The following is a 23,590-nucleotide window of genomic DNA, read 5'->3' on the forward strand; positions in this document are numbered from 1 at the left end:
CCTCTTAATCCTCAGAAATAAGACATTAGAACGCAAGATCTGGTTTGCGATCGTAACCTGATCGTTATAGGGTTGTTAACAGAGTAACACAATACACAACAAGGTATTGCAATGCAATATTTATATGGAGGTAAATATCATGAAGTATCTATTCGCTACGCTTTTTGCTGTGCTTTCTATTGTCGCTAGCTTTACTCAAGCTGCTGAATGGCCGAAGAAAACAATCAAATTAACTGTTGGTTATGGAGCCGGTGGAACAACGGATACAGTGTCGCGTGTGTTATCCACCGAACTTGAGAAAAGTCTTGGTAAGAAAGTTACCGTCATCAATAAGCCAGGAGGTGGCGGATCTGTCGCGGCTGCGTTGTCGAAAGCGCAACGCCCGGACGGATATTCAATTTTCACACTGACGACAGGCGCGGCAGTACTATCTCCCCATATGCAAAACCTGCCTTATGATCCTTTAAACGACTTTTCTTTCATCTCTCAAATTGCCCAATGGAACCTTGGAATAGTGGCCCCCAAGGATGCGCCGTACTCATCTATTCAAGAGCTTGTTGAATATGTGAAGCAACATCCGGGCGAAGTGAGTTACGCAATTGCTGGTGCCGGTACTCCACAACACCTTGCTATGGAGCGTCTCTCGCAACAAGAGTCGTTGAAGTGGAAGGCGATCCCATTTAAAGGCGGTGCTGCAAGTGTTACGGCACTCTTGGGTGGGCATGTTGATTTGATGGCTGGAGCGACGGAGTGGTTGCCTCAAGTCCGCTCTGGTGAATTTAAGCTTCTTTCAATCATTACAGACAAGCGAATGGCTGAGTTCCCCAATGTGCCAACCTTGATTGATGCAGGTTACGACATCTCCGCGCCTTCTATTTTGGGTATTGCGGGTCCAAAAGGGATTCCCGATGAAGTGGTAGAGAAGCTTGCCAGCGCAATACAAGTTGCGACAGAAAGTGGGGATTTCAAGGAGATTATCGAAAAACTGGCTATGCAGGTGAACTATCTCGACGCGAAGAAATTCGAGGAGAACGTGACAGAGACGTTCCACAAGCAAGGCGAAATCATTCAGCTCTCTGGGCTAGGGAAATAGCCCAGTATTGAGAGCGGGTAGAGTAGAGCAGGAATTCAGGAAGGAATGATGAATCAAAAATCAAAGGACAGATTGTCAGCAGTGGTGCTTGCCATTATTGCTGTGTTTATAGGTGCCACATTAATACCAGGACAGGTTGAAGATACTCAATCTATCGCGTTGTCACCGAGGTTCTTCCCATACTTTGGTTGTGCGTTGGTTGGTATTGGCGCAGTTTTTCTGTTTATAAGCAGCTTTGATAAAGCCGCTGGTGAGCACGAAACTGCAGCTCCAAAGCAGAGTGTTGGGACTTGGTTTCGACCTCTTCTTACCGTCCTTGTGATAGTCCTGTTCATCAGTGTGTTTGAAACATACGGCTTCATCCTTTCTGTATCAGCAATGATGTTTCTGCTCTTTCTTGTCAATGGAGTACGACGACCAGCGATGCTAATTATCATACCGGCTCTGGTCACTCTCGCGCTCTATGCACTGTTTGTCATTGGACTGGGAATGTCCGTTTAAACCAAGGAGGGTGGTATGGAAGGCGAGATCCTTCAATCTGTTGTTTCAGTTTTTTCTGTACTTAATCTTGTCGCTATTTTTGTTGGTGTTGCATTTGGCATCTTTATGGGGGCAATCCCAGGGCTAACTGGCACCATGGGTATTGCGTTGATTATTCCACTGACCTATGGATTTAGCCCTCTAACCGCTTTTTGTGTTTTGTTAGGGGCTTATAAAGGTTGCCTTTTCGGGGGGAGTATCCCCGCCATTTTATTAAATACACCAGGCTCTCCTGCAGCAGCGGCGACTGTTCTGGATGGCTATCCTTTGGCTCAAAAAGGACGAGGAAGCGAGGCGATGGGAATGGCGCTATGGGCGTCCGTTATTGCTGATGTTATTGCCACTATCATATTGGTTTTGGGCGCTGTTTCTCTTGCTAAGCTGGCAACCAATTTTGGACCGCCGGAGTTCGCAACCCTAGTACTTTTTGCGCTTCTTGTTGTCGCGGGGGTGTCGGGTAATTCACTTTCCAAAGGTCTAATTACCGCTTCACTCGGGTTTCTTTTTGGAACCGTCGGACTAGACCCGATGGTAGCCACCCCAAGATTCACTTTTGATAACGTCAATTTGATGAATGGTATTTCGCTGATGGCGATGTTGATCGGTTTATTCGCCGTTTCTGAGCTTCTGATCCAGGCAGAAAATTTGGTTGAGAAACAGACAGCGAAACAAGCCAACAGCAAAGCCAGTTCATCTATTTCATGGTTACAAATCAGGGGGAGCTTGAAGACCATCTGTAGAGGCTCATTCATTGGTGTTGTGTTGGGGGCGATACCCGGGTTGGGAGCAACGCCCGCGGCGTTTCTGTCCTATTCCGAGGCAAAAAGGAAATCGGCGACACCTGAGAAATTTGGCCAAGGAGAGTTAGAGGGAGTCGCTGCCGCAGAGTCAGCGAACAATGCTACCTGCGGTGGTGCTTTGATTCCTCTGCTCGCATTAGGTGTGCCAGGAGATGTGACAACCGCTGTTCTGATGGGAGCCTTCCTGATACATGGCTTGGCGCCTGGGCCTGCGCTTTTTAGTGAAGATATTTCGTTGATTTATTCACTGTTCGTCGTGCTTTTTATCGCATCACTGTTTCTACCCCTTGTTGGTAAGGTCGCGATAAAGCTGTTTTTTCAGATTACGAGAATCCCTCAACGTGTCTTGCTGCCCATCATCGCCGTGTTTTGTGTTGTTGGTGTTTATGGGTTCAACAACAGCACGGTCGATCTCTGGATTATGTTGGGGTTCGGCTTGCTGGGTTACGTCATGCGAAAGCTCGACTTTCCTCTTGCCCCAATGATGATTGGCTTTGTTCTTGAGCCTGTAGGTGAACAAGCTGTGCGTCAGGCGCTCACCCTGTCTGAAGGCAATTGGCTCATTTTCGTTTCTACACCACTTTCTGTGTTGTTTTTAACTTTATCAGTCATATCTGCGGTGGTGATTTTCCGTCGTAACACGAATAAAAATGGAGTTTAACAGTGAGTTTGTCTCAATCATCCACGTGGAATATCAAGAAGAAAGTTGTTCGTACGCACCGGGGTGTGGTGACGTCACAAAGCCGTATTGCGTCAGCAATTGGTGCCGAGGTTCTAAGAAAAGGCGGAAACGCAGTGGATGCGGCAATAGCAACATCGTTCGCCTTAGGCGTCGCGGAACCCTGGATGAGCGGTATCGGTGGTGGCGGCTTTATGGTGATTCGTTTAGCCAAAACTGATGAAGTTAAGGTGATCAACTTCGGTATGAAGTCCCCTAAGAATCTTAACGTCGAAGATTATCCGCTGGTTGAAGGTTCAGGCACAGATTTGTTTCCTTGGACTCGCGTCCATGAAGACAGAAATGTGACGGGGGCGCTCGCGGTTGCTATTCCTGGCCAAGTGGCTGGAATGGGGTTGGCTGCTGAGCATTTTTCATCTCTTCCTTGGAAAGCACTCATTGAGCCTTCCATAGACCTTGCTAAGAAAGGTCTGGTCGTTGACTGGTATGCACAGTTAGTTATTTCATCCGTCGCCAAAGATCTGGTGCCGTTTAAAGCGTCCGCGGAGACGTTTTTGGATTCCGGTCTTTTCCCTAAATCTTCAGCGTGGACGTCTCATTCATCAAACGTCTGCGATCAGTCACGTCTGGCTAAAACGCTGGAAACCTTAGCGGAAGAAGGCCATCAAAGTTTTTACCGCGGGGAGTTAGCAAGAACGATTGTCAATGAACTCGCTGCAGCGGGGGGCAGGCATAGTTTGGAAGACTTTGAAAGTTACACAGCTACTCTGCAGACTGCGGATAAATACAGTTATCGCGACCATACCATATTTGGTACGCCGTCAATGACTGCCGGTCCAACCTTAAAACACACTTTTTCACTCATGGAGAATTGGCAGCCAGAGGGTAATTCTCCTGACTCAAAAGCCTACAAGGTTTACGACACTGCTATTCGGTTAGCCAACGAAGAGCGCTACCGCTTTATGGGAGATGAACGTAAGGAAGTAGCACCTAGTTGCACCACACATTTTAACGTTGTGGATTCTGAGGGAAATTGCGTATCGGTAACGCAGACGCTTCTTTCCATTTTCGGATCCAAGTTGATGTTGGGAGACAGTGGCATTCTTATGAACAATGGGATCATGTGGTTTGATCCAGAACCTAATAAGCCAAACTCGCTTGCTGCTGATAAAAGATGCTTAGCGAATATGTGTCCCACCATTCTCAAACGCAACGATGGTCACTACTTTGCGTTAGGCGCATCGGGTGGACGTAAAATCATGCCTGCAGTGGCGCAACTTTCCTCGTTTATCTTGGACTACAAGATGGATATCGAGAAAGCGATGTGTATGCCAAGGATAGATACCAGCCTCAGTGACCTCACGATTGTGGATGACACCATGGATGAGAGCCTCATTGAAGATTTAAGGGGAACGATACAACAGATCAAATTAGCCCCGAGGACCATATATCCGTTCAACTTCGCTTGCCCAAGCATCATTTCGAGTCAGGTTGTAGGTGGCCAACTCGATAATGCTGGTATCACAGAGGTGATGTCAGCCTGGTCAGATGCGATCAAAGAATGAAAGGCGTGATGGGTGGCAGAGGATGAGTGAATTCTTACTAAAGCTGAACGACGGAGATTTGGTTGCACTTGTTGTTCTCTTTTTGTCTCTATTTCTTTATGAGCCGATAAGTAAGGCGATATTTGGGAAGAATATTTCTAGCCAAATGATGTTGTGGAGAAAAGCGTGGGCAACCCAGATGCTCTGGCGCCATGAGAGAATTACGGATGTCAGCCTGGTGCGAGGATTGATTCACAATGTGTCTTTCTTCGCCACAACGACCGTTTTTGTTATTAGCGGCTTAGTTGCGCTGTTAGGTGCAAGCCACTCAATCACTGAAAAGTTAAACTCTTTTTCTTACTTGAACGGTACGACAGAGGAGGCAGTGGTTTTAAAAATAACGAGTTTGTTGATTATCATGGTGATTGCGTTTTTTGAATTTGCGTGGTCTATGGGTTTACACGCGAACTCTTTGCTTATGCTGGGATCAGCGCCAGAGCCTAGTGAAAAGGATTCAAAAGCGACGAGCCTCGTTGTCAACAAACTCTCCGAAATGAGCGTGCTGGCCTCTTACCACTTTCAATATGGTGTGCGAGCTTATTACTTTGGAATATCCTCACTGGCTTGGATTATCCACCCTTATGTTTTCTATGCTGTTTTCATGATTGTTATTCTCATTATTTTGAGAAGAGAGTTCTTTTCAAGAGCTTTCGATATCACGTCAATGGAAGACATTGAATGGCCAACCTCAGACTCCTCAACAGGGAGTCGTTAGGAGCGGCAAGTAGGTCGAATATAGGTAGTTTTGTTATATATCGGTAGTATCAAGAATCTTCACCCCAGCTTTCATCTTCTATCTTCGAAAACGCGAGAGATGCCCTTTGCAGTGCAGGGAGGAAATGTAAGGCTTGGTCAGCTTTGAGTCGCATGATAGGTGCCTGAATGGCGACTGCGAGATTGGATTTTCCTCGCTTGGATGGCACAAGAACCGCGACACACAACAATCCGGGTAGGAACTCTTCGTTGTCGATGGCGTAACCGCAGGCACGAACGTTTTCCAGCTCTTCCTCCAAAGAAGCCAGATCAGTGATCGTTTTCTCGGTAAAGGCGGTCATCTCAGAGTTACCAAGCAGCCTGCGGCGCTGGGAAGGGGTCATATTTGCCAGAAACAGTTTACCGGTTGCTGAGCAGTGAACGGGGACTCGGGAACCAGGGTGTAAATGGAAACGCAATGGAGCTTCTGTTTCTACGCGGTCAACGTAAATGACCTCACCGCCGGACAGTGACGTCAGATTACAGCTTTCACCGACTTCATCCCTTAATTGGCTCAGCAGGTTGTGTCGTGCACTGTGCGTGGTGGAGTTAAGCAAGACATTCTCTGCCATGTGACGCAGTCTTGCGCCTTTACCATAGTGTCTTTCGTCACCGTCGCGCTGGATGATACCTGCACTTTCCAGCTGTTGAAGCATTCTATGCAGTGAAGGCTTTGGGATGTTGGTTTCTTCGGTGAGATCTTGTAGCGAGAAAAATTCGTCTTTTTTAGCGATAAGTTCCAGCAATGAAAATAGACGCAATGTTGGCGTGTCGCCGTCCACAACAGCCAGATCAGATTTGTTCTTCGTTTTCATGGTTCTCCCTTACTCCATACCCGCCATATATATCAAAATTCTGGAAAATGACAACAAATCATCTTGAAAAATGAAATCCTCTGCCATTTAACCCATTTCGGCGTTGATGACTAAATCGCGGTTTTCATGACCTCCTTTTGCCATAAGATCTTCGTACTGATTCTGCAATCAGTGTGATGATATCGTTGAACGTCGCACTATCAGGTTGGAAGTCGATATCTAAGGTTAAATTGAGTGGGTAAAAACGGCTGAGGTCCACACCCACACCCAGAGCAGTGATGATATCCCCCTGTTTTTCTCGGCTTGCTATGACTTGCTTGAGGTGGTTATCCAAATAGAAGTCGTCATTGGTCAGATTAGTGGCGGTATCCATCGGACTGCCATCAGATATCACCAGCAATAGATGTCTCGAGGTGTCTATCTGACGCGATCTTGCACAAGCCCATTCAATCGCTTCGCCATCAATACCTTCACGGAAAATATCTCCCTTCATCAATGCTGCCAGGTTTTTAGAGGCTTGACGCCAATGTGTTCCAGCATCTTTGAAAATCAAATGGCACACTTCATTCATCCTGCCGGGCGTGGCTTGCTTGCCTGTCATTAGCCACTTTTTGTATGGCCGCCCGCCGTTCCAAGTCTGGGTTGTATATCCGAGAACCTCAGTAGGCACGCCACCAATACCCAGTGCCCTGACAAGCCCATCAACAAGATGGATAATGTTTTCCATGTGCTGCCTCATGGAGCCGGAGCAGTCAATCAGTACGGTGACAGCGCTATCAGGACGTTCAACGAAGTGTTCTCTAATAAATACGCGCCTTTCCATAGGCGATGAAACAACCTGTGGAAGGCGGCTTCCATCAATGTATCCTTCCTCCTCCTCAAATTGCCAACCGTCCCGCGTTTTTTGGTTTAAACAAAGCAGTAGGCGTCTGGATATTTCCCGAAGGTTCAGTCCCAGATGAAGAAAGCGTTTATCAAGATGTGAGCGAAATTCTGCAAGTTGCGCTTTTCTCACTAAGCTGGATGCGTCTACCTCGACATCGAATTCACGATTAAAAACCCGATATTGAAGGCGGTGCATTTCAAATGATTTGCTGTTTCCCCCTGTGACTGAAGAGTAGGTATTGTCGGCTTCTATATCCGTGCTGAGTAACAGGGGAAAAGCACTGAGGATCTGCTGACTTCTCTCATTGTCATCCTCATTTTCCACGTGCATCTTCACCAAGGAGGACACTTTCTCCGCCAGTGACAACGCGTGTTGACCGTAAAGGGTTTGATGATTTCTATGACGACGAAGCCCTGCCAGTTCAGACCCCAAAATTGGTGTGATTCCCGCGCGGGTGGCTTCGATTAAATCTTCAATTTCCGGGTCGATGGGTGTTGAAAACAGGCGTGAACGGACAATCTGTATCACAGTGAAAATTAAGATCCCGAGCTTTGATTCCATCAGATTCGTGTGCAACGCGAGCCTGCTCCAAGCGTCAAACCGATGGCGAATATTTTGTTGTGTGCCTGGCTGGTGGTTTCTGCTGAGGAGAGCTTCTGTGCGAAATTGTTCCAGGAGGTCAAACAGCATGCCCGCGACAGGGTCTGCAGGAATGCTTGAGCGGTGAACATCAGCATTGCTGAACAACAGACGAGCTGATATTGCATCAGCCCGTCCGCGCAGTGCTTGCGCATCATGGGAAAGATCATGAGCCTGTAAGTGAGCGGCCGAGATCGGCACATACACCGCTCCATTGTAAAAATGCTCACCACGAAGTTTGAGCTCCGGGTTGCCCGTTTCCGATCGGATGGTTGCCAGAGTCAGTTCCCGTCTGCGCTGCTGGGCTCGGGTAAAAAGTGCGGGCTCGGGGTGGAGAGCGCGACTCATCTTTCAGCACCCATTAAAGCGGAGCTTTCTTCTATGACTTCTTCATTAAAACAACGTTGATAAAGTTCGTTGATGATTGGCCATTCGGCTTCATCACATTTATTGAGGAAGGTGAGGCGGAAGGCAGTTTTAGGGTCACTGAATATTTCGCAATTCTCCGCCCATGTGATCACGGTTCGGGGCGACATTAAGGTTGATATGTCACCGGTTGAAAATGCTTTACGTGTGAGGTTGGCAATCTCAACCATTTGTGACACCAGCTTTCGCCCGCGTTCTGTGTTTTTTGAGGGGACACGTGCAAGAACAACCTTGGCTTCAGTTTCTGGCTTGAGGTAGTTCAGAGTGACAACTAGATTCCATCGGTCGATCTGGGCTTGGTTTAATACCTGAGTGCCATGATACAGGCCCTTCAAATTGCCTAAACCGACTGTGTTGGCTGTGGCAAACAGGCGGAATGAAGGGTGAGGCTCTATCACCCGGTTTTTGTCAGTCAGGACAAGCTTTCCGTCTTTCTCAAGTAAGCGCTGAATAACAAACATGACATCAGGTCTGCCAGCGTCATATTCGTCTAGGATCAGCGCAATCGGTCGGGCCGCAGACCAGGGCAGAATACCGTCTTGGAATTCGGTGACCTGCTTTTCGTCCCGGATCAACAAGGTATCTTTTCCTACCAAATCCAGCCGACTGATATGCCCATCAAGGTTAATCCTCATGCAAGGCCAGTTAAGCCGGGCTGCAACTTGCTCAATGTGGGTGGATTTTCCCGTGCCATGTAGCCCTTGAATCAGTGTTCTCCGGTTGTGAGCAAAGCCCGCGAGAATCGCACTGGTCACTTCTGGATTGAAGACATAGTCAGGGTCGATTTTAGGCACTAACTCGCTGGTGCTGGAAAAAGCGGGTACAAGTAGGCGTGTATCGATACCGAATACTTCTTTGGCTGACACCTGGATATCGGGTCCTTGCATCGTTGTCCTCTTCATTTTCCCTCCGTGATTAAACCTTGAGCGAGCTTCTACTGAGTTGTTTTTACCAACGAGGTGATTTCTCGCTGGTGAGAATTTCGATACCAATAATTCCGTTATTCAAATTTTTTATTGACCAATCTCGAAACATGGCATTAACTAAATTTCAAATTCCGTATAACGAAACATTTAATTCCATATTGTGAAATTTATCAAGGAGAACGTTATGAGTGAATCGTCGATGCGCACTGTTGTTGAAGGTCCAACCAAGATGACGCCATCAGAAGCATTCGTGGAAACACTGGTCGCAAACAACGTCACAACGATGTTTGGCATCATGGGTTCTGCATTCATGGATGCGATGGATATCTTCGCGCCTGCGGGTATTCAAATGATCCCGGTTGTTCATGAGCAAGGTGCAGCGCACATGGCGGATGGTTACTCACGTGTATCAGGGAATCATGGGGTGGTGATTGGCCAGAATGGCCCAGGGATCAGTAACTGTGTAACAGCGATAGCGGCAGCCTACTGGGCACATAGCCCAGTGGTGATGATTACACCGGAAACAGGAACCATGACCATGGGCTTGGGCGGATTCCAAGAGTGTAACCAACTTCCAATGTTTCAGGAGTTTACGAAATACCAAGGGCATGTGACCCATCCCGCGAGAATGGCCGAGTACACAGGGCGCTGTTTTGACCGAGCCATGAGTGAGATGGGCCCAACGCAGCTGAATATTCCGCGCGACTATTTCTATGGCGAAATCACTTGTGAAATTCCAAAACCTGCCCGTTTAGACCGTGGTCCTGGCGGTGAGAAAAGCTTGAATGAGGCCGCTGATATTCTCGCAGAAGCCAAGTTCCCTGTGATCATTTCCGGTGGCGGCGTGGTGATGGCTGATGCTGTAGATGAGTGTAAAGCGCTGGCTGAGCGTTTAGGTGCGCCAGTGGTAAACAGCTATCTGCACAATGACTCTTTCCCTGCTTCACACCCGCAATGGTGTGGTCCTCTGGGCTACCAAGGCTCAAAAGCGGCGATGAAATTGATCGCGCAAGCAGACGTTGTCATTGCTTTGGGTTCCCGCTTGGGACCATTTGGCACCTTGCCACAACACGGTCTCGATTATTGGCCGCAGAACGCCAAAATCATCCAGATTGACGCTGACAACAAAATGCTGGGATTAGTGAAGAAAATTTCAGTCGGTATCTGTGGTGATGCGAAAGCGGCTGCGGTGGCACTGACTGAGCGCTTAAGCAGCCGAGAGCTGGCATGTGACAGCAACAAAGAAGAGCGCCTCGGCATCATGAAGCAGGAAAAAGACGCCTGGGAAAAAGAGCTGGATGAGTGGACGCATGAAAAAGACGCTTTCAGCCTCGACATGATTGAGCACAACGCGAATGAAACGCCATTTTCCGGTGGCGAATACCTCCATCCGCGTCAAGTCCTGCGCGAGCTTGAAAAAGCCATGCCTGAGGATGTCATGGTCTCTACCGACATTGGCAACATCAACTCCATTGCCAACAGCTACCTAAGATTCGAAAAGCCCCGCAGCTTCTTTGCTGCAATGAGTTTCGGTAACTGTGGTTACGCTTTCCCAACCATCATAGGCGCCAAAATGGCGGCACCAGACAGACCTGCTATTTCTTACGCCGGTGATGGTGCGTGGGGAATGAGCCTGGTTGAAACCATGACCTGTGTACGACACAACATCCCAGTCACAGCAGTGGTATTCCATAACCGTCAATGGGGCGCAGAGAAGAAGAATCAGGTTGATTTTTATAACCGTCGATTTGTGGCGGGCGAACTGGATAACCAAAGCTTCGCAGAAATTGCACGCGCTATGGGTGCGGAAGGTGTCACTGTAGATCGTTTGGAAGATGTTGGCCCAGCACTCAAAGCAGCCATCGACAAACAAATGAATGAAGGGAAAACCACGGTGATTGAAATCATGTGTACCCAGGAACTGGGAGACCCATTCCGTCGTGATGCGCTTTCTACACCTGTTCGCTTCCTCGAAAAGTATCAGGATTACGTTTAACCGCGTGTCGCGAAGTCGACAGCACCGAGAAGGAAAATTCTTTAAATAAAGAGTGAGTGTTTGGCTGAGTGCTCTCGGCCAGACCTCTCTTAAAAATTAACCCGAGACAGATTTCAAAAATAACAAGGTTCAGCTTAAAGCGCTGACCGCGGATGAAAAGGAGTTTTAACGTGAACAACCCTACGACTCAGGCAAAACCGGATTCCATCACCACCGATTTTTTGGACGCGTTTTCGAAAGCGTGGAATGACCATGATGTTGAAGCACTGATGACATTTATGACGGATGACTGCGTTTTTCTTACGGCAGCCGGCAGTGAACTGCAAGGCACCACTATTTCAGGGTTTGATGCCGTCCGCGATGCATTTGAGCAAGTTTGGAAAAACTTTCCTGATGTGTGTTGGAAAGATGCAGAGCACACGATTTTATCTGGGGGCAAAGCCATCACTGAGTCTACTTTCTGTGCAACAAAACCAGATGGCAGTCGGATAGAAGCGCGCATGGTGGATGTGTTTACGCTCCGTGACGGCAAGATTGCAGTGAAAAATGCCTTCCGCAAAGACAGACCTGCCTTAGTGGTTTGATTGTCCAGCAATTGATATCGGAGCAAGCAATGGAATCAGCCACTCAAGAGATATCTGGTGTCGAAAATGAGGTCTCCCGTTCCCCGACGCCAGCAGTTGATGCTTATGACCCAGCCTACGATCCTCTTGTGGATGCGACGCCAGGAAAAGGTAGGGATTATTCTCCTTCATATTGGATTGGTACAGCGGGTGCGCCACCGGAAGATGATGGCCCGCTGCCCGGAGATACTGATGCTGACGTGGTAATTGTGGGGTCGGGGTTTACCGGACTGACCGCCGCTATTTTTCTGGCAGAAAACTATGGCATTAAAGCGACTGTTCTAGAGGCTAACCGAACCAGTTGGGGGTGCAGTACCAGAAATGGTGGTCAGGCCCAATGTGCTTCTGGCCGGCTAAAGCGCTCTCAGTGGATAGAACGATGGGGGTTAGATACGGCGCTTCGCATGCATCAAGAATGTGTAGATGGCATGGAAACCTTCAAATCGCTGATTAAAAACATCGATTGTGATCCTCAACCGGGTGGACATCTCTATATTGCTCACCGTGCGAAGGTGATGCCAGGGCTAGTCAAAGAGGCGCAACTGCTTCGTAAAACGTTTAATTATGATGCTCAAATCTTTGATGCCCAGACCGTCAAAGAACAATACGTCAACGATGTCGAAGCAGCAGGGGCACTGCACGAACCTGAGGGTATTGGCATACACGCAGGCAAGCTGGCCTTTGGTTATTTGAAGAAGGCACGCGCTTTAGGCGTGAAAGTGCACCCTGCAAGCCCAGTGACCGGGTGGGAAACACGAAAGGGTATCCACTACCTTCAAACACCGCATGGCACGGTAAAAGCGCAAAGCGTAGGCATCGCAACGGGGGGTTATACCTCTCAATCGCTGCATCCTCAGCTGAAAAACCGTCTGTTGCCCATATTGTCTAATTCCATGGTAACCCGGCCTTTAACACCCTCAGAAATTGAGGCATGCAATTTCAGAACAACTCAGATTCTCACAGACACCCGTGTGCTTCGACATTACTACCGGCTACTTCCTGATAACCGGCTACAAATTGGCTCGCGTAGCGCCATTACCGGTTTTGACGCGCCAAAACAGAAGTATGAGGACAAGCTATATGCGGACATGGTTCGAAAATTCCCTGCTTTGCAGGGCATCAGTATCGACTACTCATGGTGGGGTTGGGTGGATGTGAGCCATGACATGATGCCAAGAATTTTCCAACCCAACGAATCTGAGACTCTCTATTACGCATTGGGTTATGGCGGTAATGGCGTGATGTATTCCGCGCAAGCTGGCAAGCGATTAGCACAGTGGATTGCAGGGGATACCAAAGACCTCAATCTTCCTATTTTCCAGTCAAGGTTGCCTTATCCAAATGTGAAGGAGTTTATTGAATCTGAACACTTTGCGCCGTTTCGACGGCTGGGGCAGCGATTCCTATACCGTTGGTATCACTTAAAAGACGAAGTGTTCTAGCGATATAGGCGCATGTATTCGAATCAAAAAGTGATAAGCGCTCGCTGCAGCGCAACTGCTTGATGGAGCCAAGCAGATACAAACCACCTGACGAATAAGGTTTCAGGTGGTTTGAGACAATAACACTGACATCCAGCGTAACGTTTTGCCACCTGTTTTGGGTGGCTGGCACCCGAGGAAAGCAATAACTAACACATTAATATAAAGAGGTTAACATCATGAAATTACTTCGTCGTAACGTCCTCGCCATGGTCACCGCTTTCAGCATGGCGCTGACTGCCCCACAGTTATTTGCTCAAACTTTCAAAATGGCGCTTGGAGATGCTGCTGGTGGTACGCAGTGGGAACTGGGTAAAACGTTTGCTGAAAAACTCAGTGACAAAACGGATGGTAAAGCCAAGGTTGACCTCTTTCCCAATGGCCAGCTCGGTACCGAGCAAGACACAGTTAACAATGCAGCTATTGGCTTACTCGATTTCTCGGTACTGGCCATCAACAACGTCACACCTTTTTCCCCAACGGTGGGCCTGTTGACGATGCCTTACGTGATTCAGTCAGCCGAAGAGGCGAGACTGCTGACGCAAGGCGATATCGGTAAAGAGCTTGTGGAAAACACTATTCGTGATGCAGGCGTCAGAATTATTGGTTGGGCTTATTCTGGGTTCCGCGTTCTCACTAACTCTAAACGCCCTGTCAAAACGCCTGAAGATCTCAAAGGCCTGGTGATCCGCGTTCCCCGCAATGAAATCATGATTGCTTCCTATCAGGCTTTAGGCATTAATCCCACGCCAATGGCATGGTCAGAAACATTTACTGGTCTTCAGCAAGGTGTGGTTGATGGTCAGGACAACCCTTACATCACTATTTCTGCCATGAAATTCAATGAAGTACAGAAGTACGTAACCAATATCCGTTACATCTTCTCGATGGAACCGCTCATCATCAGCGAGTCAATTTTCCAGGAGCAGTCTCCTGAAATGCAAAAAGCCATCTTAGAGGCTGGTCAAGAAGCTACCGTGCACAGCTTTGACTTTCTCCAAAATACGGAAGATCGCATCAAGAAAGAGTTGGCGGCAAAAGGCATGGAGATTTCCGAACCGGCTGATAACGAAAAAGCATGGATTGAGAGCGTAACTACGGTCGTTTGGCCGAAGTTCTACAGCAGTATCGGTGGCAAAGAGAAACTGGATAACGCATTGAAACAACTTGGTCGATAGACAATATCCCCACCGGACACAAAAAGTGTCCGGTGGGCTTCACATTGAACCGAGCTTTAAAGCCCGAATGTTGAGAGTAAGACCATGTCGACAATGTTAACAGTGCGTCGTCACTTAAACAGAATTGAAGAATACATTTGCTGCTTGTTTCTGGCTGTATTTGTCACGCTGTTGTTTACACAGATCCTGGTTAGGCAGTTTTTCCAATACTCCATTCCCTGGGGGGATGAAGTCGCGACCTATTTGTTTGTTTGGTTTACCTATTTAGGTGCTGTTGTCGCAGCAAAAATGTCCGCACACAACCGTGTTTCATTTCACTTCAACTATTTTCCACCCGTTGTGAAAACTGTCTGTGAAACGATCGCTGATCTGCTTTGGATTGCCTTCAATCTTTACTTTGTTTACCTGAGTTACGACTTTGTTTTCAACAAGATGAACTTGTTTTGGAAGTCTCAAACGACCGGGATCCCAATGAAATATATCTACATGATTCTGCCCATCGCGTTTTTGCTGATGTCGATACGTATTCTATGGAACGTTATCGATCGCTTAAAAGGCATTGAACATGATGATCCTGAGGCAGAAGAGATCCGCAAACTCAGCGAAAAAAAGATGGATATTCCCAAGCTGCCATAGGCACGGCGGTGACAAGATAGCGAGAAGGGATTCAACTTTATGGAAGCCTATTTAACACTCATCCTATTTGGTGGTTTTTTAGTTCTGCTGGTGCTTGGGGCACCCATCACCGTTTCATTAGCTGGCGCATCGATGGCGGCCTACCTGATTTTGGATAAAAACCCTATTGCACTGGTGCAAATCGCATTCACGTCTGTAGGGAACTTTCCACTAATGGCTCTGCCATCTTTTGTTTTGGCCGGAGCCTTGATGGAAGCCTCTGGTATATCACGCCGATTGGTCGATATTGCAGAAAACATGGCAGGCCCGGTAACAGGTGGACTGGGAGCTGCAACGGTTTTTGCCTGTCTTTTCTTCGGTGCGATATCCGGCTCTGGGCCAGCGACGACGGCTGCGGTAGGGATGCTGATGATCCCTGCCATGGTGAAACGTGAATACGAAGCCAGCTACGCGTCAGCGGTGACCGCCGCAAGCGGAGGTTTAGGGATAATCATTCCTCCCTCTATACCTATTGTTATCTTCGGTATCTCTGCGATGGGGTTGATGGCACCGCCAGAAGCGATATCCCTGCATGGCGAGTTTGATACCGTCTCCATCCCTAAATTGTTTATTGCAGGTGTTGTTCCTGGGCTGATCATGGCGACAACCTTGATACTGACCAACTACTACATCTCTAAACGACGTGGCTACAAAGGCTTGATGGAGTCCTGGTCTCTTCCTGACATCAACCACTCGTTGCGTCGGGGTGTTTGGTCGATTCTTGCGCCATTTCTGATACTGGGTGGGATCTATAGTGGCATTTTTACGCCAACCGAGTCGGCAGTGGTGGCGATTTTCTACTCACTGTTTGTGGGGTTCTTTTTACATAAAGAACTGAAATTTAAGAATGTGCTTAAGTCTTTGACCACCACAACATGGATAACCGGCCGTGTTCTTTTGATTCTCTTCGCTGCCACGGTTTTCGGACGTCTTCTCATCGAGCAGCGAATTCCGGTTCATGTGGCTGATGCGTTATTGAGTGTGACGGACAACATGTATTTGGTTTGGGCTTTAACCATCATGCTGCTGCTCTTTATCGGCATGTTTATGGAAACCCTGGCTGCGATCATGATCATTGTGCCTGTGCTGCTGCCCATCATGTACATGCTGGGTGCAGACCCTACACATGTTGGGATCGTGGTGATTTGTACCTTATCCATTGGCTTTGCGACGCCGCCATTGGGAGAGAACATTTTTGTCGCGTCCGGTATCGGCGGATCGAGCGTCGAGCAAATTACTTCAAGAATTCATCCCTTCGTTTTTGCCTCGGTGCTTGGTGTGTTTGTTATTGCCTTCTTCCCACAACTCACTCTATGGCTTCCTTCGCTGGTGGGCCCATAAAGAAGGTTCAGCTTACGGCAGCTTTTTTTAGAGATATTTGGGTGAAATCCCATGGGGATATTGGGTTTTGAAAAGTGACGTTAAGAGAGCAGTAAGTGATGAAAGCGTTAAACAATATTATTGAGAAAGCGAAGAAGTTGGACTCAAAAATTGTGCTGTGTGAAGGCGATGATAAACGGATTCTCATCGCCGCCGCTCAGGCTCAACAAGGTGGAATTGCAAAGGTCGTTCTGGTTGGCGAAAGAGAGAAACTACAACTGGCTGCAGACGAAGCCAAAGTTCAACTTGATGATTTTGAGGTGATTGAACCTCAATCCAGTCCACTCACAGCCTCTTTGTCGGAGTTGTATTTCGCGCTTCGGGAAAAGAAAGGCATCACGCCTAAGCAGGCATTGCAAGAAACGCTTAAGCCACTCAATTTTGCCAACCTTATGGTGGCCAAAGGACTCGCTGACGGCTCAGTCGCTGGGGCTGTGCACACAACGAAAGATGTCGTTCGCAGCGCAATACAAATCATTGGATTGGATGGTACCAGCACCATTGTGTCCAGCTTCTTTCTAATGATGCTGTGCCAACCCTTCCACACCCTCAAAGGAGGGCTGATTTTTTCAGATTGTGGGCTGGTGATTGATCCCTCCGACGAAGAACTGGCGAGCATTGCTATTGCAGCAGCGAAGAATGCAGAAACCTTACTGATGGAAGAGCCGAAAGTCGCCATGTTGTCTTTTTCAACCAGCGGCAGCGCAGAGCACGAATCGGTCAGCAAGGTCGTCAGGGCATCTCAACGGGTAAAGCAGCAGTTGCCGGACATTGCTATCGATGAAGATATCCAATTGGATGCGGCAATTGTCGCGGATATCGCGAAGAAGAAACTGCCTAATTCCAACGTAAAAGGGAAATCGAATGTCCTCATTTTCCCTAATCTGGAGGCGGGCAACATTTGCTACAAGCTGGCAGAGCGTGTTGGAGGAGCGGTTGCGATTGGTCCTTTGTTGCAAGGCTTGGCAAAACCAGCGAATGACTTATCGAGGGGCTGCAGCGTGGATGACATTGTTAACGTTATCGCGGTGACGGTCGTGCAAAAAGAGATAAACAGCTCAGTTGGCTACTCCAATGCGAGGGAATTATGAATCATATTAACTATATAGACTCACTATCTGCCTTTACGGCAGCGATTGAAAAAATCGCCGCAACCAACAAAATCATGCTGTTTCGAGGGCAGCCCAATATCCGCTGCAAATTGCTCCCTCAGGCGGCTCGCGGTCGCACTAAAACCGCAGAAACGGAAGCCAAGATGTTAGCGCATATCGCGGAGTATGGCCGGGACTACATCGACATTGATAATCCTTCTACATGCCACTTACTGATGAAAGCGCACAACGCCGGCTTGGAAACCCGTTTGTTGGACTGGACGATTAATCCTTACGAGGCGCTATGGTACGCCTGTCATAGTTCAGGATCTCAGCCTCTTGTTTATGTACTGAACACGGAGAGTATTCCACAACTGGGTATGGACGATGATCCTTTTGCGATTACACAAACACACATCATGCCTGTCTACGGGAAAGCCGTAGATAAAAACAAACGGCTAACTGTGCACGCCTCAAACCTTATTCAGGGCCGCCCTCAATTCACGGCGTTGGAGGAGGAAGAAGGAATGCATGCCGCGTTGACTGAACTCCCGATCATGCCAGATCTCAAAGTCAAAATTATTCAAGAGCTTAATGAGTTCGGTATCAATGAACATTCTATATACAACAATTTGTTTGGGTTGTGTCGTCACGTGAATTTAATGTACGACAATAACCCATACGGTTGGATGCCTCTGGATAGTCGTTCCAATGGCGCTGAGATGCAGGGCGAAGCCGGTGAGAGTTTGCAACAATTTAAGCAAAAATACGTGTCTGATTTTGACTTTGATTGATCGCTATGGTCTCTATTCTCATCCCACGAAGGAGTTCCCTCTAATCACTGGCGAAGATCAGCAGTTAGAGGGAAGCAATTCTCATTGACTGTCGGAACTTTCAATCTAAACGGTCGACACCGAACTGGTGTTTGCCCTCAGTCCCACCTAACATGCTGTAAAACAGCAAATGCGCCATGAAGCTCGAAAGGTGAGGAATGTGAGAAAGACAGACAAGAAAATCGACAATTTACTCAGAAAGGCACTAACCCAAGTGTGTGACATTGCCCAGTCAGAAAATGATGGCTTCGAGTGGCTGACTCATTTTGTAAATTACGACAGATTCCCGAACTCGCTAAACATCGTTTGTGTCTTTGACACCCAGGCAAATTTGGCGTTAGCCAACCAAGAAAGCTTTCATCGACTTATCAAAGATGCGTTGGATTCTATCGATATCAAAGTGAAAGATATGAGCAAGCACGTGCAATTTGATACGGAAGAAAACTGCGAGAAAGAAAACAACGGTAAATGGAATGTGCGTTTCCAGAAACAAGGCTTTCACCTCTGAGCGTTTCAAAAAGGCATCAATAGAGGCTCCAACTTCTTCGAGCCTTTGCACTGGGCTCTTCAGATTCACCATTAAGGTAAGCTTTTCCTCGATTGTGGCGAATGAATCATTACTGATTCACCTCCTCAAAAAGGGTGACCTGACAAGGTTTAACTCTGTCTATACTCCGGAATTAGTCAATTGAGCGCATGAAGTGCGATAGACCCTAGGGCCTGTTGACCTTTGGTGGTTAAATTTTGTTCTAGCTATAAGCGTTTTAGGCGCGACGAGGTGTGTGCCGCCTAGTCATTCTAAGCAAATACACCTCAACAAAGCATAAAACGCTTAGAGCAGAACCCTTCGGGCAGCGTTTGTGGGGAATTTCTGCCGCGTTATCGGCTTCTCATGTAGGCTAGCTACACGTCGAAGCCTCTGCCTTGCATAAAGTCCCCACAAACTGCTGCAAAAATCATCACCAAAGGTCAACAGGCCCTAAGGAGTATTGATGAGAGCTATATCTTTGGCACTGGGTTTTGTTTCCATCAGCAGCCTGTTGTTTTTCCCTTCAAGTGCTGTAGCAGCTATCGAAGGACTATCTGCCCACAAAAACAATTACTTCCTCCCTTTCTATAAAGAACGTCGTGTTAACCAACAACGGTTTGAACCCCTGAACCCGAATGGCACAGAAGCTAAGGACACGTTTATACAATTTCAGTTCAGCGCAAAGTATCAATTGATTGAAGTTGGAAAAGATGGTCTTTACCTGGCCTACACCCAGAGGTCTAACTGGGAAGCCTACGATACATCTGCCTACTTTAGAGACAGTACTTATAACCCTGAGCTTTTCTATCGGCTGAATTTGGAGGACTGGCAAATTGACATGGGGGCTGAACATGAATCTAACGGAGCCGGTGGTGACAATGAGGTAAGCTGGAACCGCATTTATGTTGATGCCAGAAGAGATTGGGCGGGGGGATATATAAGTTTTAAGCCTTGGGTCAGGGTAGGAAACGTAACCTACAATCCTGATATTTCCGATTTTCTGGGTTATGGACGGTTAACAATAGGTTGGCAGCCCACAGAATCACAAGAAATTAAACTGACAGTCAGTAACTTGTTTGCTGATGAATTTGATCACCTTTACTACGGCGTCAGTTGGAACTTACCTATCTATCAAGGCTTGAGAGGTTATGTAAAGGCAGAAACCGGATATGGGATCACTGTGTCAAACTACCGCTTTGATGAAACGGCTTACGGTGTGGGTGTTGCCTTCAGTTTCTAATCTATTTAGAGACCTTATGAATCAAGTATGAAATATTGGGCGTAAATTAATTTTACGTCATGAAATATGTACAGCTTTATATCTAGTCCTTTTGCCATACTTAAGTTCTGGTTGTGATTCTGTAACGTTAGCAGAATTAGACAGCTAACTCAGGGCAAAAAATGACCAGTTTGGCAACTACTTACCTGAAAGTCAGGCAATAAGTTGCTTGAACTGGTAAGAGCAGATGTCTAACTCTTTGAATACTCAGAGTTACAATATTGGTCTGCAACTTGCTTTGTATCATGTCAGATTCACATCTTTCACCAAGGGAGCAATGAAGTGGGGAACGCAGTTGTGCTAACCAATTTTGATACGGCATATGCTGGTTATGGTTCTTTTACGACGATATCTTGCTCTCCTGATGTGATGAAGTATGACTACTTTTGCCGCACTCAGGGCTGGCTTTAGCTGCTTATAGCAAACCTAAATTTCCACGTCATGGTAGAAGTGATTGGGGAGAATGCTGAAACTGGCATATCCGTGACCAGAGTAGAGGTACCCTGGGTTTTAACACTATAGTGATGTGTTATGGAACAATTGACGTTGAGGAAATGTTCAAGCCATCTAACGGCGCGGATTAATGTTGATTTGGTTTATAGTTACTGTTCTCTACAATTAAATATGTAATTAATTTTTCATTCGTTTCGCCTTAATTTAAAAAGTAGGTGATTTGTACTAACTTCTCTCCTAATGCTTTTTTAATGCTCTTTATTGAGTCACTTGTCCAATAAATAATAAATCGCGACTGAGGTCTGGTTTTATTATTTCATGCCTGTAATTTAGTAAATTATATCTTGTCTATGCTCGTACTATTGAATAATCATAATTATAAAATTTTAACGCTTATATAGTCTCCTCGTTCAAGGTTATTGGCATAGGCGTTTTAGCGACAAGCTGATAAGAGCCACTGAAAGCTTCTTCATGAGATTCTTCAGTGAGCATCTAAAAATACTAATAAATACATAACGTTGGTTGGCAAGGTTCTAAGGTGGTACAAGCTTAACAAGTGAATCATAGTTGAGTGTTATGCATTTTGTCGCAAGCATTTATGGCGAATTTCTTTTTGCATTTCATTGACCTTTTACTTGTTCTCTTCTTTTTCCCTCCAAAGTTCTTTTTGCTGTAAACACAGATTAATTAGCGATCTCTAACTTAGCCGTTTCTTAACGAAAGAAACCCGGCTCGAGTTTGTTTTCCTTAATTTCTTCTGCGTCGTTTGTCGCAGAGGAGATTGGCTGCTTTAAAGTGTTTTTCTTTGATTGGAATAACACCTTCATGCGGCGTGAAATCGATGCTTAAACATGTTTAATCCGTAAAGTCTCTATAGCGAAAGGAGAGCGTAAAATGGCGAAAGAGGGAAGTGTTGCTCCAAAAGAACGTATTAACATTAAATACGTTCCAGCAACCGGCGATGCTCAGGCGGAGATTGAACTCCCGCTGAAAATGGTCGTTTTGGGCGACTTCAAAGGTCACCCAGAAGACACCTCAATCGAAGAACGCGAAGCCGTTTCTGTCGATAAAAACAACTTCACCTCGGTCATGCGAGAGAGCAACCTTTCGGTGACTACTTCAGTGCCAAACGTGATGACAGAAGAGGAAGGTCAAGATCTTCCTGTCGAATTGTCGTTCAAGTCTTTGGCGGATTTCTCCCCAGATTCAGTAGCAAACCAGGTACCTGAGCTGAAGAAGCTTGTTGAGCTTCGCGAAGCACTGGTTGCTCTCAAAGGCCCGCTAGGCAATATCCCTGCTTTCCGCGCCCGTCTTCAAGAGCTGCTGGCATCTGAAGATTCCCGCGAGAAATTACTCGCTGAACTGGAGCTGGTGGGTGCTGAAGAGCAACCGGCTGACGAACAGTAATCAACGCAGAAGAGAAAAGGATTTTGTTAATGTCCGTACAAGAGAAAACGCTTGAGAGTTCTGCCTATGAATCTGGCAGTCTGCTCGACGACATCATGGCTCAAACCCGCATGGCACCTAGCGAAGAAGGCTATGATGTTGCCAAAAAGGGTGTAGCTGCATTCATTGAAAACCTGATTGGTTCAGACCAGCAGGAAGAACCAGTCAATAAAGCTCTGGTAGACCAGATGCTGGTTGAACTGGACAAGAAAATCAGTGCCCAGATGGATGAAATTCTCCACAGCGAGCCTGTTCAGCAAATGGAATCTTCATGGCGTGGCCTGAAGTTGCTGGTTGACCGCACTGATTTCCGCGAAAACATCAAAATTGAAGTGCTCCATGCTACGAAACAAGAACTGCTGGATGACTTTGAATTTGCTCCTGAGACTACGCAATCTGGTCTGTACAAGCATGTTTACTCAGCAGGTTATGGCCAGTTTGGTGGTGAACCAGTAGGTGCTATTGTTGGTAACTATGCGTTCACGCCAAGCACACCAGACATGAAGCTGCTGCAATATGTAGGTTCAGTAGGTGCAATGGCTCATGCGCCATTCCTGTCTTCAGTGGCACCTGAGTTCTTCGGTATCGACTCTTTCGAAGAGTTGCCAAACCTGAAAGATCTGTCTGCTACCTTCGAAAGCCCGCGTTACACCAAATGGCGTTCACTGCGCGAGTCTGAAGATGCACGCTACCTGGGTCTGACTGCGCCACGCTTCCTGTTGCGTGTTCCTTACGATCCAGTTGAAAACCCAATCACGTCTTTCAACTACCGCGAAAACGTATCCGATTCACATGAAAGCTACCTTTGGGGTAACACTGCGTTCGCACTGGCTTCACGTCTGACCGATAGCTTCGCGAAATACCGCTGGTGTCCGAACATCATTGGTCCACAAAGTGGCGGTGCAGTGGAAGATCTGCCTGTTCACCTGTTTGAATCACTGGGTGCGCTTCAAGCAAAAATCCCTACCGAAGTGCTTATCACTGACCGCAAAGAATTTGAGCTGGCCGAAGAAGGCTTTATCTCTCTGACGATGCGTAAAGGCAGCGATAACGCCGCTTTCTTCTCTGCAAACTCTATCCAGAAGCCAAAAGTGTTCCCAAACACCAAAGAAGGCAAAGAAGCAGAGACCAACTACAAGCTGGGTACCCAGCTGCCATACATGATGATCATCAACCGTTTGGCGCACTACATCAAAGTGCTGCAACGCGAACAGATCGGTTCTTGGAAAGAGCGCCAGGATCTTGAGCGCGAGCTGAACACTTGGGTTCGTCAATATGTGGCAGATCAGGAAAACCCACCGGCAGAAGTCCGCAGCCGTCGTCCGCTTCGCGCAGCGAAAGTGGAAGTGATGGACGTGGAAGGCGATCCGGGTTGGTACCAGGTTTCTCTGGCTGTTCGTCCTCACTTCAAGTACATGGGCGCGAACTTCGAGCTGTCTTTGGTAGGCCGCCTGGATCAGTAATC

General features: G+C 47.2%; 20 protein-coding genes. 17 read left to right on the plus strand and 3 right to left on the minus strand.

Features of this window, described 5'->3' with window-relative positions; translation table 11 throughout:
• The first annotated feature begins 139 nt into the window (after positions 1-139).
• Genes GCE9029_RS13600 through GCE9029_RS13620 form a run of 5 tightly spaced genes read left to right on the plus strand, consistent with a single transcriptional unit; the run spans position 140 to position 5,431 of the window.
• A complete protein-coding gene (locus tag GCE9029_RS13600; RefSeq protein ID WP_062663793.1) occupies positions 140-1,093 on the plus strand; it encodes a tripartite tricarboxylate transporter substrate binding protein in 954 nt (317 codons plus the stop codon).
• A gap of 45 nt (positions 1,094-1,138) precedes the next feature.
• Positions 1,139-1,594: a tripartite tricarboxylate transporter TctB family protein gene (locus GCE9029_RS13605; RefSeq protein ID WP_231870103.1), complete on the plus strand. Its 456-nt coding sequence runs from the start codon at positions 1,139-1,141 to the stop codon at positions 1,592-1,594.
• 15 nt (positions 1,595-1,609) lie between these two features.
• The gene (locus GCE9029_RS13610; protein WP_062663797.1) at positions 1,610-3,094 is read left to right on the plus strand and encodes a tripartite tricarboxylate transporter permease; all 1,485 of its coding nucleotides are present in this window, start codon (positions 1,610-1,612) and stop codon (positions 3,092-3,094) included.
• A gap of 2 nt (positions 3,095-3,096) precedes the next feature.
• Entirely contained in the window at positions 3,097-4,677 is a 1,581-nt protein-coding gene (locus GCE9029_RS13615; RefSeq protein ID WP_062663799.1) for a gamma-glutamyltransferase family protein, read from the plus strand.
• Positions 4,678-4,699: 22 nt separating this feature from the next.
• Positions 4,700-5,431, plus strand: a complete 732-nt coding sequence (locus GCE9029_RS13620; protein WP_062663801.1) for a DUF599 domain-containing protein — start codon at positions 4,700-4,702, stop codon at positions 5,429-5,431.
• 49 nt (positions 5,432-5,480) lie between these two features.
• Here the strand turns inward: GCE9029_RS13620 and GCE9029_RS13625 are convergent, their stop codons facing one another.
• The 3 genes from GCE9029_RS13625 to GCE9029_RS13635 form a co-directional block, all read right to left on the minus strand.
• On the minus strand, positions 5,481-6,284 hold the full coding sequence (locus tag GCE9029_RS13625) for an IclR family transcriptional regulator (RefSeq protein ID WP_062663803.1): 804 nt from the start codon (positions 6,282-6,284) through the stop codon (positions 5,481-5,483).
• A gap of 124 nt (positions 6,285-6,408) precedes the next feature.
• Positions 6,409-8,157: a cobaltochelatase CobT-related protein gene (locus tag GCE9029_RS13630; RefSeq protein WP_062663805.1), complete on the minus strand. Its 1,749-nt coding sequence runs from the start codon at positions 8,155-8,157 to the stop codon at positions 6,409-6,411.
• On the minus strand, positions 8,154-9,137 hold the full coding sequence (locus GCE9029_RS13635; protein WP_062663807.1) for an AAA family ATPase: 984 nt from the start codon (positions 9,135-9,137) through the stop codon (positions 8,154-8,156). The genes GCE9029_RS13630 and GCE9029_RS13635 overlap by 4 nt, the downstream gene beginning before the upstream one ends.
• 208 nt (positions 9,138-9,345) lie before the next feature.
• Here GCE9029_RS13635 and xsc point away from each other — a divergent pair, with 208 nt between their 5' ends.
• From xsc to tssC, 12 genes are all read left to right on the plus strand, one after another.
• The gene (xsc, locus tag GCE9029_RS13640) at positions 9,346-11,157 is read left to right on the plus strand and encodes a sulfoacetaldehyde acetyltransferase (protein WP_062663809.1); all 1,812 of its coding nucleotides are present in this window, start codon (positions 9,346-9,348) and stop codon (positions 11,155-11,157) included.
• Positions 11,158-11,309: 152 nt separating this feature from the next.
• Entirely contained in the window at positions 11,310-11,741 is a 432-nt protein-coding gene (locus GCE9029_RS13645; protein WP_197475365.1) for a nuclear transport factor 2 family protein, read from the plus strand.
• Positions 11,742-11,770: 29 nt separating this feature from the next.
• The gene (locus tag GCE9029_RS13650; protein WP_062663813.1) at positions 11,771-13,222 is read left to right on the plus strand and encodes an FAD-dependent oxidoreductase; all 1,452 of its coding nucleotides are present in this window, start codon (positions 11,771-11,773) and stop codon (positions 13,220-13,222) included.
• A 248-nt stretch (positions 13,223-13,470) separates the two neighbouring features.
• A complete protein-coding gene (locus tag GCE9029_RS13655; RefSeq protein WP_438356873.1) occupies positions 13,471-14,439 on the plus strand; it encodes a TRAP transporter substrate-binding protein in 969 nt (322 codons plus the stop codon).
• 84 nt (positions 14,440-14,523) lie between these two features.
• Positions 14,524-15,075 (plus strand): TRAP transporter small permease, encoded by a 552-nt coding sequence (locus GCE9029_RS13660; protein ID WP_062663817.1) that lies wholly within the window; start codon positions 14,524-14,526, stop codon positions 15,073-15,075.
• Between the two features lie 39 nt (positions 15,076-15,114).
• Positions 15,115-16,455 carry a TRAP transporter large permease gene (locus tag GCE9029_RS13665; RefSeq protein WP_046303199.1) on the plus strand — a complete coding sequence of 447 codons (1,341 nt, stop codon included), beginning with the start codon at positions 15,115-15,117 and terminating at the stop codon, positions 16,453-16,455.
• 98 nt (positions 16,456-16,553) lie between these two features.
• Complete coding sequence (gene pta / locus GCE9029_RS13670) at positions 16,554-17,585, plus strand: phosphate acetyltransferase (protein ID WP_062663819.1); 1,032 nt, start codon at positions 16,554-16,556, stop codon at positions 17,583-17,585.
• Complete coding sequence (locus tag GCE9029_RS13675; protein WP_062663821.1) at positions 17,582-18,379, plus strand: FRG domain-containing protein; 798 nt, start codon at positions 17,582-17,584, stop codon at positions 18,377-18,379. The genes pta and GCE9029_RS13675 overlap by 4 nt, the downstream gene beginning before the upstream one ends.
• 199 nt (positions 18,380-18,578) lie before the next feature.
• Positions 18,579-18,926: a hypothetical protein gene (locus GCE9029_RS13680; RefSeq protein WP_062663823.1), complete on the plus strand. Its 348-nt coding sequence runs from the start codon at positions 18,579-18,581 to the stop codon at positions 18,924-18,926.
• Between the two features lie 484 nt (positions 18,927-19,410).
• Positions 19,411-20,187, plus strand: a complete 777-nt coding sequence (locus GCE9029_RS13685; protein ID WP_062663825.1) for a phospholipase A — start codon at positions 19,411-19,413, stop codon at positions 20,185-20,187.
• Between the two features lie 1,386 nt (positions 20,188-21,573).
• Positions 21,574-22,086 (plus strand): type VI secretion system contractile sheath small subunit, encoded by a 513-nt coding sequence (tssB, locus tag GCE9029_RS13690; RefSeq protein ID WP_002538780.1) that lies wholly within the window; start codon positions 21,574-21,576, stop codon positions 22,084-22,086.
• Positions 22,087-22,115: 29 nt separating this feature from the next.
• Positions 22,116-23,588, plus strand: a complete 1,473-nt coding sequence (gene tssC / locus GCE9029_RS13695; protein WP_002538781.1) for a type VI secretion system contractile sheath large subunit — start codon at positions 22,116-22,118, stop codon at positions 23,586-23,588.
• Positions 23,589-23,590: the final 2 nt, after the last annotated feature.

The sequence above is a fragment of the Grimontia celer genome, assembly GCF_900055185.1.
GTDB lineage: Bacteria > Pseudomonadota > Gammaproteobacteria > Enterobacterales > Vibrionaceae > Enterovibrio > Enterovibrio celer.